The 14,487-nt window shown below is 43.7% G+C and carries 9 protein-coding genes; all 9 read left to right on the forward strand.

The window, feature by feature from the left end; all coding sequences use genetic code 11:
• The first annotated feature begins 54 nt into the window (after positions 1-54).
• A complete protein-coding gene (locus tag AC1RM2_RS20695; protein ID WP_492987052.1) occupies positions 55-1,404 on the forward strand; it encodes a Gfo/Idh/MocA family protein in 1,350 nt (449 codons plus the stop codon).
• A gap of 441 nt (positions 1,405-1,845) precedes the next feature.
• On the forward strand, positions 1,846-3,228 hold the full coding sequence (locus AC1RM2_RS20700) for a Gfo/Idh/MocA family protein (RefSeq protein WP_492987053.1): 1,383 nt from the start codon (positions 1,846-1,848) through the stop codon (positions 3,226-3,228).
• A 168-nt stretch (positions 3,229-3,396) separates the two neighbouring features.
• The gene (locus AC1RM2_RS20705) at positions 3,397-4,176 is read left to right on the forward strand and encodes a glucosamine-6-phosphate deaminase (protein WP_492987054.1); all 780 of its coding nucleotides are present in this window, start codon (positions 3,397-3,399) and stop codon (positions 4,174-4,176) included.
• A gap of 45 nt (positions 4,177-4,221) precedes the next feature.
• Positions 4,222-6,330, forward strand: a complete 2,109-nt coding sequence (locus tag AC1RM2_RS20710; protein WP_492987055.1) for a glycoside hydrolase family 20 zincin-like fold domain-containing protein — start codon at positions 4,222-4,224, stop codon at positions 6,328-6,330.
• A 78-nt stretch (positions 6,331-6,408) separates the two neighbouring features.
• Positions 6,409-9,525: a SusC/RagA family TonB-linked outer membrane protein gene (locus tag AC1RM2_RS20715; protein WP_492987056.1), complete on the forward strand. Its 3,117-nt coding sequence runs from the start codon at positions 6,409-6,411 to the stop codon at positions 9,523-9,525.
• 12 nt (positions 9,526-9,537) lie between these two features.
• On the forward strand, positions 9,538-10,959 hold the full coding sequence (locus AC1RM2_RS20720) for a RagB/SusD family nutrient uptake outer membrane protein (RefSeq protein ID WP_492987057.1): 1,422 nt from the start codon (positions 9,538-9,540) through the stop codon (positions 10,957-10,959).
• Between the two features lie 104 nt (positions 10,960-11,063).
• The gene (locus AC1RM2_RS20725) at positions 11,064-12,257 is read left to right on the forward strand and encodes a glucuronyl hydrolase (RefSeq protein ID WP_492987058.1); all 1,194 of its coding nucleotides are present in this window, start codon (positions 11,064-11,066) and stop codon (positions 12,255-12,257) included.
• 10 nt (positions 12,258-12,267) lie between these two features.
• A complete protein-coding gene (locus AC1RM2_RS20730; RefSeq protein ID WP_492987059.1) occupies positions 12,268-13,398 on the forward strand; it encodes an SGNH/GDSL hydrolase family protein in 1,131 nt (376 codons plus the stop codon).
• Positions 13,399-13,401: 3 nt separating this feature from the next.
• A complete protein-coding gene (locus tag AC1RM2_RS20735) occupies positions 13,402-14,487 on the forward strand; it encodes an acyltransferase family protein (protein ID WP_492987060.1) in 1,086 nt (361 codons plus the stop codon).

The following is a 14,487-nucleotide window of genomic DNA, read 5'->3' on the forward strand; positions in this document are numbered from 1 at the left end:
AAACAGCGCCACTCCAAGATAAACGGATAACCGATTTAACACTTATTAAACAACATGAAAAGAAGAACATTTATAAGGCAAAGTGCAGTTGCCGCTGCCGGTATAGCCATGCTGCCTACCAGTAGCCTGTTTGCCGCTGCACCCCAAAAAGTAAAATTAGGATATATTGGAGTTGGGGTACGCGGAATGAGCCATATCGGCGAAGGGCTGCTTCGGGACGATGTGGAAATTGTTGCCATATGCGATACGCAAGAACGTTCGTTAAAAATTTGCAGGGAATTTATAGCTAAAAATGGGCACCCTAAGGTAAAAGAATATACCGGCGGCCTGGATGCCTATAAGCGGTTACTTGATGATAAAGATATAGATGCCGTAATTATTGCTACCCCCTGGCAATTCCATTACCAACAATCGGTAGATGCCATGAAAGCAGGCAAATATGTTGGCTGCGAAGTTATAGCAGGGCTAACGGTTGAGGAGCATTGGGATATCGTAAAAACCTCGGAGTTAACAGGTATGCCTTATATGACCCTCGAAAACGTATGCTATCGCCGTGATGTAATGGCTGCACTAAACATGGTAAGGCAGGGCCTTTTTGGTGAGTTGATTCACGTAGAGGGCGGTTACCAACATAACTTAAGGGCGGTGCTGTTCAATAATGGTAAGCAATTTCATGGCGGCGGGGTTGAATTTGGGCCCAACGCTATAAGTGAAGCCCAGTGGCGCACCCAGTTTAATATAGATGTAGACGGCGATATTTATCCAACCCACGGGGCCGGCCCTTGTATGCATTATGCAAATATTAATGCGGGCAACCGCTTTACCAATTTGGTATCATTCAGCTCCAAATCGCGTGGTTTAGCGGCTTATGTACAGGAATTATCGCCCGGGCATAAAAATTCAAAGATCAATTATAAAAACGGCGATGTAACAACAACAATGATTAATTGCGCAAACGGCGAAACAGTAGTGCTAAGTCACGATACGCACTTACCAAGGCCCTACTCGTTGGGTTTCCGTGTTCAGGGCACAAAAGGGATTTGGATGGATGTGGCCGACAGCATATATATCGACCACCAGGCAAAAGAAGATGATGCATGGGATCCGGCAAAGTTATGGTTTGACAAGTATGATCATCCGCTTTGGAAAAAATATGAAAAACTGGCCGAAGGTGCCGGCCATGGAGGTATGGATTGGTTTGTATTTAATGCATTTATCGAATCGGTTAAACACAAGAGACAAACCCCGATAGATGTTTATGATTCTGTTACGATGAGTGTGATAGCTCCGCTATCCGTAAATTCCCTAAAATCAGGAAATGCATTACAGGATTTTCCTGATTTTACAAAAGGCAAATGGAAAGAGCGAAAGAATAACTTCGCCCTGGACGATAGCGGATTTTAAAGGATACTAATTCAACAGGTGGTTAAGCATTGTACAGCATACAATAGCACATATTCATAAAAAAACAGCCCTGTAGCCGATACGGAACAAAATACTCCGGGCTGCGGGGCTGTTTTTGTTATAAATGGAAGGAGAAAAAAATGGCTGTATTGTAACAGCTAACGGTTTATATTACAGTATTTAACGGTCCTGAAATAACGGGCAACCGGATACATTATTTTCGATAACGTTCTCGCTGATTTATTCGGGCAAACCCTCTCTAAGTGCTTCTGTTTTCGTTAGTTTTACTTCAGGCAAGTGTTAAGATAGTATTAAACAACACCTTATTGGCCAATTATTAAACTAACATGCAGCTGTTTTTATTGACCATAAAAGCAGCAATAAATTAATAGAAGTACACACTATTTTAAGGCTTTTTCAAATACAACATATAACTAATACATGAAAAATAACCGGAGAGATTTTATAAAGTATACCGGCATCGCTGCCTCGGCATTGGTGGGTGCAGCATTGCCACTACTTGCAGTTGCCGATGATGCCAATAGTAAACCGTTTAACACGATTAAGGGCAGCCAGCGTTTTAATATGCATGGTTATGCTGCCCCAAAAATTGATAAAGTAAGGATAGGGTATATCGGGTTAGGAAGCAGGGGATCAGAAGCAGTTCCGCGTATCCTTAATATCGAAGGAGTAGAGGTGAGGGCCCTGTGCGACACTAAACCAAAGCAGGTGGAGTTAGCAAAGGAAAGTCTTAAGGGAACGCCAAACAACCCGGCTTTATATTCGGGCAATGACTACGAATGGAAAAAGTTATGCGAGCGCAGCGATATTGATTTGGTTTACATCTGCACCCCGTGGAATTGGCATGCGCAAATGGCCGTTTACGCAATGGAGCATGGCAAGCATGTCGCCGTTGAAGTGCCGGCCGCGCAAACCATAGACGAATGCTGGCAAATGGTTGAGACTTCGGAAAAAACAAAGCTGCATTGCGTAATGCTGGAAAACGAATGTTACGATTTTTTTGAATTGCTGACACTTAATATGGCACGCCAGGGCTTTTTCGGCGAAGTACTTCATGGAGAAGGCGCTTACATTCATAGTATCGGCCGGTCGCTTTTTGACCCGATACAGCGGCCGGGCTTATGGCGGCTTGATGAAAACGCCCATCGCAATGGTAACTTGTATCCAACACATGGCCTGGGCCCAATTTGCCAGATCATGAATATCAATTGCGGCGATAAAATGGATTTTTTAACCTCAGTAAGTACCAATGATTTCACTTTACATGATATAGCCGTAGAACTGGCTGCCAAAGATGCTATGTATTCCAAGTATCTCGACAAGCATTTTAGGGGTAATATGAATACATCAACCATACGCACAACAAAAGGAAGAACTATTATGCTGCAGCATGATACTTCTTCACCCCGGCCTAAGTCATCCAGGTACCTCATTAGTGGCACAAAAGCAACTATTCAGTGCGATGCCGGACCGGCCAAAATTTCTACCAGTCATGATGGGTGGGTTTCGCCGGAAGTTTTTGCAGAAATAGAGGCAAAATACACGCTGCCATTCATTGCAAAAGTAGGCGAACTGGCAAAAAAAGTTGGCGGACACGGAGGTATGGATTTTTTAACAGACTGGCGGTTAATTGATTGTTTACGTAACGGTCTTCCGGTTGATCATGATGTTTACGATGCCGCTCTTTGGAGTTCGATAGCCCCTTTGAGTGAGTGGTCTGTTGCCAATGGCTCAAAACCGATAGAGGTTCCGGATTTTACACGCGGGGCATGGCAAAATAATACACCTTTCAACATTTCGTAAACCAACCGGAATGTCTGACAACTAAAACAGCGTTAATACAGGTGGTATTAATGGCGCCTGAAAAGGCACCGAAGACTTAATACCATCACAGGTAAAGCAGGCTAAAAACCAGGCTACCGGCAGGGTTATGCATAACAGTTTATAAATAAAAAAACACGAGTCACCTTTATGAGAATTTACATCGAAAAAAACGCACAGGATTTAGGCGCTATTGCTGGCGATGCAGCTGCACAACACATTCGCGAAGCAATAGCAGGGCAGGGCACAGCCAACATCATCCTGGCAACAGGCACAAGTCAATTCGAAACGTTAAAGCAGTTGGTTAAGGCGCCCGGAATAGCATGGGACAAGGTGGTTATGTTTCATTTAGATGAATATATTAATATCTCTATATCGCATAAAGCAAGCTTTCGGAAATACCTGACAGAGTTGTTCCTTGACAAATTACCCCCGTTAAAAGCTGCGCACCTTATTAACGGCGAAGCCGACCCCAAGGCAGAATGTGAACGGCTGAATAAGCTTATCGAAGAGCATCCGATAGATGTTGCCTTAATTGGTATTGGCGAAAACAGCCATTTGGCATTCAATGACCCTCCTGCTGATTTTGAAACCACTGCACCTTACATCATTATTGATAAATTAGATGAGGATTGTAAAAAACAACAAATGAATGAAGGCTGGTTCTTGTCTTTGGATGAAGTTCCTACACAGGCAATCAGTATGTCGGTTCAGCAAATCATGAAATCCAAACACATTATTTGTTCTGTCCCGGATTTGCGAAAAGCAAAAGCAGTTAAAAATTGCCTGGAAGAACCCATAAGCAATTTGTACCCGGCCAGTATTTTATCCTCGCACCAAAGTTGCGATTTGTTCCTGGAAACGCTCTCTGCCTCATTGCTTTCAAACGATGCCTCTCATTACAAAATGACGGCAAACTATGAAGGCTGATTTCAGCATAAAAATTTTAATCCCGGCTTTATAAACGTAAGTAACATGCTCAAAAAAGTAAAACATGCCCGCTACATCATGATATTGACAATGTTTGTATTGTTGTGTTCTGCATGCGCAGCGAAAGATACCGGTACTTTCGATCGTTACTTTAAGCTTCTGCCCAGACCTCAAAATGTTCAGCCGTTGAACGGCGAAGGGTTGTTATTTACAGATTTACATAGCATTTGTTTGAATAATGTTGATGCGAGCCTGGTTATTCCGGGTTTGCTAAACACACTTCCACACTTAAGTACTCAAACAAAGGGTTCCCTTTTGCTGATACTTAAAAAAGACCTGGCGCTGCCATCAGATGAAGGCTACATTCTATTAATAAAAAACAAAAGGGTTATTATTGAAGCAGCAAGCAACAGCGGGTTATTTTACGGCATGCAAACGCTTAATCAATTGTTGGAGGATGCACACGATCAAAATGTGCTGATTCCGGCCTGCAGGATAACCGACTATCCGGCTATCCCGGTGAGGGCTGTTCATATCGATCTGAAAAATCACCTGGATGCAGGCAATTACTACTACAGAACTATAGACCGTTTAGCAGCAATCAAGGTAAACAATATCATTTTTGAATTTGAAGATAAGCTGCGGTACAAAAAGGCCAGGGATGTAGGCGCGGCCGATGCAATATCCATAGGTGAATTTGCTGCCCTAAGCAAATATGCAAAAGATCGTTTTATCGAAATAAGCCCTCTTGTTCAGGGGCTGGGGCATGCATCCTTTATTTTAAAACACGATGCTTATAAGGAGTTACGCGATAACCCCGCATCGGATTGGGCATTTGATCCGCTTAACCCAAAAACGTACGACCTGCAATTTTCAATGTACGAAGATGCCATAGAAGCTACACCCTATGGAAAATACCTGCATATAGGCGGAGACGAGGTTGGCGCCCTGGGCAAATCGGAACTATCCAAAGCGTCGGGGAAAACTCCATTGGAGCTGCAAATGTACTGGCTCAAAAAAGTGACCGATTTTGCTGTTGAGCATCACCGCATCCCTATTTTTTGGGACGATATGGTTTTCAAATTGGGCAATTTGTACCAAACAACCTGGGATTCAACCTTAAGTGCAAAAGAGGTTAATAAGCTTTGGGACAAAAACAAGAGCACACTGGATAAAAACATCCCCTTGTTCCCCCGAAATTGCATTTACATGCGTTGGAATTATGAGGCACCGGCCGCTGCCGGCAACATATTGGCGCTTGATTGGTATAAGGCGCACAACCTGGATGTAATGGCTGCAACATCGGCACAAATGTCTTATGCCATGCTGCAGCGCAACCAATCAAACTTTCAGTCAATTAAAGATTTTTGCCGGCTTACTGCCCGTAAAAAATTAAAAGGGATACTATGCACGGTATGGGACGATAGTTCGCCTCATTTCGAGACCACCTGGCGCGGCATTCACGATTTTGCATGGTTTAGCTGGAATGATAAAGATTGTAGCGAAAAGGTTGTTCATGCCACGTTCAGGCACCGGTTTTATTCGGCCAAATTGGCCGGTGAACAGTATGAGTTCCAGGATATTTTAGAAAGAGCGGTAAGCGTTTGGGATACAGCCTTTATAGTTAATGGCGACAGGGAAAATTATCACCAGGCTTTTAAGCTGGTTGATATGCCCGACAAATCCAGAAGCGGGCAGTGGAGCGCATTGTATAAAGACCGGTTAAAACAAGCCGCCAAAGCGGTGTCTATGTACGATACCGTGAAAAGCAGGATAGCAGAAGCCATGATACTGGCGAGAAGAAACAGGTACAGCCTGGAGGTATTAAGGCAGATAAATGAGCTACAGGCCTATTCGTCAAAATTATTGATCCTGCTTAAGCAATACGATGATGCCCGGTCATTGGCTAACAAGAAGCTGGTACTCCACAAAATTGATGATTATGAAAGTCAATTTGCGGTGATACGCTCGCGGCTGGAAAAAGTGTTTTCGGTAACCCGCATCATGACCAGGCCTGCCGGCTACAAATTAGACTCAAACCTTCACGCCCATTTGGCAAGCAGCACCTATAATACCGATTGGATGTATTGGTATGAACTGGCCATGAACAGGAAAGTGTCGGATTGGGTGAAGTCCGACAGCGTTGAACAATAAAATTTTGAATGAAGAAAACGGTACCCCAATAACTTATACTACAAATCAACTTTAGTATTTAACTGTAAACTTTTGACTATGCAACACTTTACTTATCCTCCATTAAAAAAAGGCACTTTGCAATGGAAAATTATAGCAAGTATATTGCTTGTTATAGCACCTATCCTGCTCTTTGCGCAAACGAAACCCATTTCGGGCATTGTAAAAGACGAAAGCGGGCATAATTTGGCATACGCTACTGTAACATTGAAAGGTGGCGGCCAGGCAACCCAGACAGATTCGTCGGGCAGGTTTTCAATAGCTGTGGCACCCGGTTCGGTGCTTGTTTTTTCGGCTGTTGGTTATGAAAAAAACCAGGTTACCATCGGTTCAAAAAACCAGTACGTTATTGTGCTTAACTCGCTGACGGGCCAACTGGGCGAAGTGATGGTGGTTGGCTATGGCACCCAGAAAAAGAGTGATCTTACCGGATCGGTAAGTCGTGTAAAAGGCGAAGACCTTAAACTATTGCCCACACAGCGGGTTGACCAGGCTTTGCAGGGGCGCGCACCAGGTGTATCTGTACAAAACACGGATGGCTCTCCGGGCGGCAACACCGTGATACGTATCAGGGGATCAAACTCTATAAATGGGGATAACAGTGCCCTGGTTGTGATAGATGGATTACAGGGGGGCAATCTTAACTCATTAAACCCTAATGACATTGCGTCTATCGAGATCCTCAAGGATGCTTCGGCTACTGCCATATACGGGTCGCAGGGTGCCAATGGTGTTATATTGGTAACCACCAAACTGGGCAAGCCCGGCAAGGCAATTATCAATTACACGTTTGATGGCAGCGTTGCCAACCTTAATAACAAACCCAAACTGTTAAACGCAGCCGATTATGCAAGGGAAATAAACAAGGTGCGTTTAGCGCAAAATGGTAACGGGGCACAACCCCAGCCAATTTTTTCGGACACAGAAATCCAGGCATTCCAAAAAAATGGCGGAACAGACTGGGTTGACCAGGTGTACAGAACAGCGTATACCCAAAATCACCAGATATCTGTTAGCGGCGCCGGCGAGAAGATTAGTTATTTATTATCGGGCGCTTATTTAAACCAGCAGGGCATCCTCATCAACTCCGCTTATGACCGCTATTCCATAAGGGCAAACTTTAAAGGCGATATTACTAAATGGGTTGGTTTTGGGGTAAATTTATCTACATCCAAAGAAAAATCAAACTCGGCGCTGTTTGGCGGGAGCATTAATTACCCGGCAAATCCTGTAATTGCAGCGCCAAGGTTTTCGCCTACCATACCTGTATATGATGCCAGTGGTAACTACAGCGCGGCGGCTTTAAGGTATGCCAATCCAACGCTTTGGAACCCCGTTGCCAGCGCCAAAGAGCCTATTATTAACAACGGTGTTATCCGCAACAATATTAATGCCTTCCTGGAATTTAAGCTGCTGGAAGGTTTAACGCTCAAAGTTACCGGTGGCGCTATACTAACCAACGTAAACAATTACAGCTTTTATAATAACAAAACCTTCAGCGGCTTTTTGCTGAACGGAAGCGGAAATATTTTTACTGATAATAACAGCTATTTCCAAAACTCCAATATACTTACCTATGATAAAACCATACACAAAAGCCATTTTACAATTACCGCGGTAGCCGAACAAAAATATACCAAAGACCTTAACTCGACTATTAATGCCAACGATTTTGCAGTACAGCAGACCGGTATTTTTGACGTGGGCGGTGCAAAAACGGTAACTACTGCCTCAAACACTTATGAAAGGGTTATCAACTCATACCTTGCCAGGGTAAATTATATTTTTGACAATAAGTACCTCTTAACCGCCAGTGTAAGGGCCGATGGTTCATCAGTTTTTGGGAACGATAATAAATGGGGGTATTTCCCCTCGGGATCCGTCGCCTGGAAGGCATCCGAAGAGCAGTTTATCAAGAATCTTAATATTTTTTCTGACCTCAAATTCAGGGTTAGTTATGGCGTTACGGGTAATCAGGCCATAAATCCTTACCAAACGTTGGCACACATTACATCGGGCTATAATTACCCTTACTTTGGTACCGATGTAAACAACCTGGGGTATTCCATTACTTCAACTGCCAACCCAAAGCTTAAATGGGAAAAAACAGCCCAAACCGATGCGGGTGTGGATATAGCCATATTAAACCGAAGGTTGGAGCTTACTTTTGATTACTATAACAAACTCACAACAGACCTATTGCTGCCAAGGGTACTGCCAACTTATTCAGGACTATCTACCATTCTGGATAACGTGGGCTCTATCCGCAACCGCGGTATTGAATTTGGAATTTCGGGCGATCCGTTTGTAGGGAAGTTCTCCTGGAATACGGGCGTTACATTCTCGGCCAACCGGGCTACGGTAGTAGATCTTGGAGGTATTAGCCGCATCGCCTTTGCTTCGGGGGGATCAGGCGGCCAAGGGGTTGGCAGTTCATTTATGTATTTGGTAAAAGGCCAGCCTTACGGCGAAATGATTGGCTACGGATACAAAGGCGTATGGAAAACAACTGAAGCGGCAGCAGCAGCCAAATATGGCCAATTGCCGGGCGATCCGCATTATGACGATGTAAACAGCGATGGTGTTATCAATGCAAGCGACGAAAAGGTAATAGGCAACTCGATGCCGAAATTTATTTTTGGATGGACTAACAAGTTCAGCTATGCCCATTTCGATTTGAATTTCCTGGTACAAGGAGCGCATGGCAACAATATTTTTGATATATCAAGAATCGCTCTCGAATCGCCGGGCGGAACCAGTGCCGATCTGTTAAACAGGTGGTCGCCAGGTAATGAAAACTCCTCTATCCCCGCCATTATTGACCAGGCAACACGGGCCAGCGCAGGTTTAGTAAACAAGGTAAAGATACCAGGGGCTTCGGCCAACAGAAATTCCCGTTGGGTTGAAGATGGCTCGTATGTGCGCTTAAAAAATATCACCCTGGGTTATAATTTGCCGGCAGGCATAGCGCAACGCATCCATGTAAGCAACCTGAGGATATATGTAAGCGGTACCAACTTAATAACCATCACAAAATATAAAGGCAGCGATCCGGAAGTAAGTTCATATACAGGAAACGATGCCCAGTTCGGGTCGGATTTTGGCACCTACCCGCAATCTAAAATATACAACATTGGATTAAATGTTTCATTATAAACAATCATGGCAATGAAAAATTTTAAATTATTTACCAGGACCACACGCTACCAGTTAGTAGCTGCCCTCATACTTTTATCATCGTGTAAAAAATTAGTGGAAAAGCCTTCAAGCGTTATCGTTCCTGATAATTTTTACACTACGGTAACCCAGGTACAGTCGGCCTATACGGCATCTTTAAATGCTTTATGGGGACATAACATAGGCTACCAGGGGTATATGGATGAGTTTAACCAGGATGATCAGATAGTACGGGGAGATTTGAATATACCCGAGAATTATGGCGCCGAATTATGGGCCGCCCACTATAATGCGCTGTTAAACATCAACACGGCAATTAAAGCATTAAAAAAAGGATTACCGGGTGTAGACAAGTCTCAGACAGATGTTTTAATAGGCGAGGGCAAGTTTTTAAGAGCCTATAATTACTTTATGCTTGTCAGGATATTTGGTGGGGTGCCGCTCATAGTTGAAACTACGCCCGATCCGGTTACTACTAAATTAGCACGTGCATCGGTACAGCAGGTGTATGATCAGATTGTAAGCGATTTTACCGATGCCATTGCCAAACTTCCGGCAACCCGTTCGACTGATATGCGCGGATTGCCAACGAGGGATGCAGCAAAGGGTTTATTGGCAAAAGCCTATCTTACAATGGCCACTTACCCCTTGAATTTACCTGCTAACTATGCGAAAGCTGCAGCAATGGCCAAAGAAGTAATTGACAGCGCCCGCTATTCATTGGTACCCAACATTAAGGATTTGTTTAGTGTTGCCACCCAATACGGACCGGAAGTGATGTGGAGCCTGAATTCAAATTACCAAAACCTGGGCCCTGATCCCCGTATATGGTCTGATATGAGGGGCTTCGGCGATATTTGCGCCGAACCTACCTGGGAGCAAGCCTATCCAAAACAACCAAGGAAGGATGCCTTTATTGAAACAACATTAAATGGGGTACTCTACTACGATCTTGGCGATTACTGGCCGGGGGTTAAAAAGTTTCAATATGACTCACCTGCAGATTTTGCTGCCGGCCGTTCTATTATAAATATGCCTGTTATCCGTTTTGCCGATGTACTATTGATTTTTGCCGAGGCCGAGAATATGTCAAAAGGAGGGCCCACACAAAATGCAGTTGATGCTATTAACAAGGTTATAAACCGCGCAAATGGCTATGTAATAAATAACGAGGACCCATTGGCCACTACCAGCCTCACGATGGCAGCATTTGATACCAAAGTGATACAGGAAAGAAATTATGAACTATGTTTTGAAATAGACAGATGGTTTGATTTGATAAGAAAGCATATACTTAAACAAGAAAGCCTTCCGGATGTACAAATCAATTTTAGCAACGACGATTACCTTTGGCCTATCCCCACAAATGATATCCAGGTAGATCCATTGCTTACGCAAAATCCTGGCTATTAATTTATTATGGTGGATTGTTTGCGCGGTAATGATAAATTTTCATAAATTAAATTAATAAGGTCGGCGTAAGGGACATCAGTCTAATTGTTTGGCAAAAAGCTCAAATGAAAAAAATTATACTATCCGGGATATTAATATCTTTTTGCGCTGTGCTGTTTGCACAAAAAAGAACACCCCGGGAATCCATGCGGAAGTTAGTGACCAGTGATTTGGTGTTTTCCGTACAGCAATATAAATCGCTGATGAACATTTTACCAGCTGGTAAAATGCCTAAAACTTATGATGCAGCAACAGATAAACTGCTTACAAGCGATTCGGACTGGTGGTGTAGCGGATTTTACCCGGGTACGCTATGGTATTTATATGAATATTCGGCCGATACCGTATTAAAACGAGAAGCAGAGCAGCGGATGGCAATCATAAAGCAAGAGGTTTTTAATGCGGGCAATCATGATCTTGGGTTTAAAATATTTTGCAGTTTTGGTAATGCATACCGCGTAACAGGGCAACAGGAATATAAACAACTTGTATTAACGGCTGCAAAATCATTAGCAACGCGGTATCGCCCTTCCATTAAGTCAATTCAATCCTGGGACTCATCTGCAATGTATAAGTGCCCTGTAATTATTGATAATTTAATGAACCTTGAATTGTTGGAATGGAGCAGTAAAAACGGCGGGGACAAGCAATTTGACGATATTGCCGTAAACCATGCCAACACAACTTTAAAAAATCATTTTCGGCCCGATTACAGTTCCTATCATTTAATTGATTATGACTTATCAACAAGTAAGGTAATGCGTAAAATTACCAGGCAGGGTGCCGCCGATTCATCTGCATGGAGCCGGGGACAGGCATGGGGCTTATATGGTTATACCATGATGTACCGGTTTACCAACGATAGCCGGTACCTGGCACAGGCAAAACATATTGCCCGGTTTATATTGACCAACCCGCACCTCCCGGCCGATATGATGCCCTATTGGGATTTTGATGCACCAGGTATCCCTAACGCCTATCGCGATGCCTCGGCGGCGGCAGTAATGGCGTCGGCCTTTCTTGAATTAAGCAGGTATGCCAGGGGGCACAGCAAAATATTGTATGTAACCGCGGCAGAAAAAATAATTAAAACGCTCTCCTCGCCTTTATACCGGGCTAAACCGGGCACAAACGGCGGCTTTTTGCTTAAGCATAGTGTTGGAGCTATCCCTTTTAATGCCGAAGTGGATATGCCATTGACCTATGCCGATTACTATTTTGTTGAGGCTTTGATAAGGTATAAAAAGTGGTACTTATAACACACCGGAGATGATGAAAAAAATACACCTTGTTTATTTAAAACTTGTATTGCCAATTTTAGTAATAACCTTGTTTGCGTTCGATGCATGGTGTTTGCCCGGAAATCATATTGCCGCAGATTCGCTGTCTTTTTATGATGCCCGCCGGTTCACCGTGATAGGCAGGTTTCATAATGAAGAAAGCTACCGGCGTTTTCCTGGCCGGTATGAACAGATTTTGAGGGCCGCGGTATGGGAAGAGAGTTTGAGTTCGGCAGGTATTGCTATCCGGTTTCGGACAAATGCAACACGTATAGCAGTAAGATGGTCTTTAAGGGAAGTTGACCCGCTATCGAAAGAAGCAGGATCTATCGGAACCGATGGGGTTGATTTGTATTGCAATACAGGCGCCGGCTGGCAATATGTAAATACCGGAAAACCCAAACACAAAACAAATGAGTTTATACTGCTGCGTAGTGGCGAGGGAGCATACAAAGAGTACTTGCTAAACCTCCCTTTGTATAATGGGGTAGATTCACTTGCCATCGGGGTAAATGTGGGCGCAGAAATTTCGAAGCCGGTTGAAAAATACCTGCTTGAAAAAAAGCCGGTTATATACTATGGCAGCAGCATTGCCCAGGGCGCCGCAGCCTCCCGGCCGGGCATGGCTTTTACCAACATCCTTTCGCGAAAATTAGATATGCCATTTATCAATTTTGGGTTTAGCGGCGAGGGGAAATTTGATCTGTCGGTGGCGTTGGCAATGAGTGAGGTTGATGCGGCTTTATATATTATTGATTGTACCCCCAATTCAAAAAAGGAGATTATCTGTGACAGTGCTATAAAGGTAGTGAGGCTATTAAAAGCGAAAAGGCCATTGATCCCGATTTTGCTGGTAGAAACGTTTTATTATGAGGATAGTTATTTTAATAAGGAAGGCCGGGCTAACATTGACGCTAAACGAAGTGAATTAAGGCGGGCCTTTAGTTTGCTTAAGGAATCGGGCGTTAAGGGACTGTACTACAAAACAGGAGATGGCTTAATTGGATATGACCATGAAGGGACTGCAGATGGAGTGCACCCTAACGATGTTGGTATGGTAAGGTTTTCTGAACAAATGTTACCCGTTATTAAGTCTGTTTTAAAAAAAGGAAATCAGTAAAAAATGATAAAACAGGATAAACTGAACCCCGGGCAGGACCGCATTCTTTCTGTTGATTTTTTTCGTGGCTTTACCATGTTTATGCTGGTATCGGGTTATGGGCAGTTGTTTAATCCTGCCAGCAGTAACCCGTTTGTTTCGCTCCTGGGCCGGCAAATGGACCACGCCAACTGGCAGGGGCTTACCGCTTGGGACCTCATTCAGCCTTTTTTTATGTTTATAGTCGGCGTTGCAATGCCATTTTCGTTTTCAAGAAAATGGGCTAAAGGCGAGCGCTGGAATAAGTCGTTACGGGGCGTTTTACAACGTTCGCTTTTATTGCTCTTCCTTGGCTGGCTTTTATCTTCCGAAACAAAATCATCTTTTACCAATGTTCTCGCTCAGTTATCATTTACCTATCTTATTGCCTTTTTGGTAATGCGCAAAGCTATCAAATGGCAGGTGTTGGTTTCGGTTATATTGATTGTTTTAACGGATGTAATCTACCGGGCCTGGCCTGTTCAGGGCTTCAATCAGCCCTTTATTGCCGACCATAATTTCGGCTCATGGTTCGATGTCTTCCTAACCGGGGGGCTAAGCGAAGATAGATGGGTTGCTTTTAACGCTATCCCTACAACGGCCCACACCATTTGGGGAGTAATTGCCGGGATGATACTAATGAAAGATTATACGCCCCCAAAAAAAGTGGGGATACTGCTTGCCATAGGTATTGCCGGTATTATAGCGGGGTATGCCCTTGGTATGTATATTCCTGTTATCAAACGTACTTGCACAAGCTCATTTATCATAATAAGCGGGGGATATGCATTTGTCGGCCTTGCCGTTTGCTACTTGCTGATTGATGTGCTTCATTTAAAAAAGGGGGCTACTTTTTTTGCAATTGTGGGCATGAACCCCCTATTTATTTACCTGTTCTGGCATTCAGGAGGCAGGCTTGTGCTCATGAACCTTGCTAAACCGGTTACCAACAGGCTTTTTGGCTGGATAAGTCCTGACGCAATTACTACCGCCACAATACTTGTTGTATCTGGCATGATGTGGTATATCTGCTATTTTCTGTACAAGCGAAAAATATTCATCAAGATTTAA

This window comes from Mucilaginibacter sp. GW822-FHT03E02 (genome assembly GCF_058801545.1).

Bases quoted from the DNA above. Each gene is read 5' to 3' on its own strand.
- AC1RM2_RS20695 (WP_492987052.1), top strand. From the start codon at position 55: ATGAAAAGAAGAACATTTATAAGGCAAAGTGCAGTTGCCGCTGCCGGT.
- AC1RM2_RS20700 (WP_492987053.1), top strand. From the start codon at position 1,846: ATGAAAAATAACCGGAGAGATTTTATAAAGTATACCGGCATCGCTGCC.
- AC1RM2_RS20705 (WP_492987054.1), top strand. From the start codon at position 3,397: ATGAGAATTTACATCGAAAAAAACGCACAGGATTTAGGCGCTATTGCT.
- AC1RM2_RS20710 (WP_492987055.1), top strand. From the start codon at position 4,222: ATGCTCAAAAAAGTAAAACATGCCCGCTACATCATGATATTGACAATG.
- AC1RM2_RS20715 (WP_492987056.1), top strand. From the start codon at position 6,409: ATGCAACACTTTACTTATCCTCCATTAAAAAAAGGCACTTTGCAATGG.
- AC1RM2_RS20720 (WP_492987057.1), top strand. From the start codon at position 9,538: ATGAAAAATTTTAAATTATTTACCAGGACCACACGCTACCAGTTAGTA.
- AC1RM2_RS20725 (WP_492987058.1), top strand. From the start codon at position 11,064: ATGAAAAAAATTATACTATCCGGGATATTAATATCTTTTTGCGCTGTG.
- AC1RM2_RS20730 (WP_492987059.1), top strand. From the start codon at position 12,268: ATGATGAAAAAAATACACCTTGTTTATTTAAAACTTGTATTGCCAATT.
- AC1RM2_RS20735 (WP_492987060.1), top strand. From the start codon at position 13,402: ATGATAAAACAGGATAAACTGAACCCCGGGCAGGACCGCATTCTTTCT.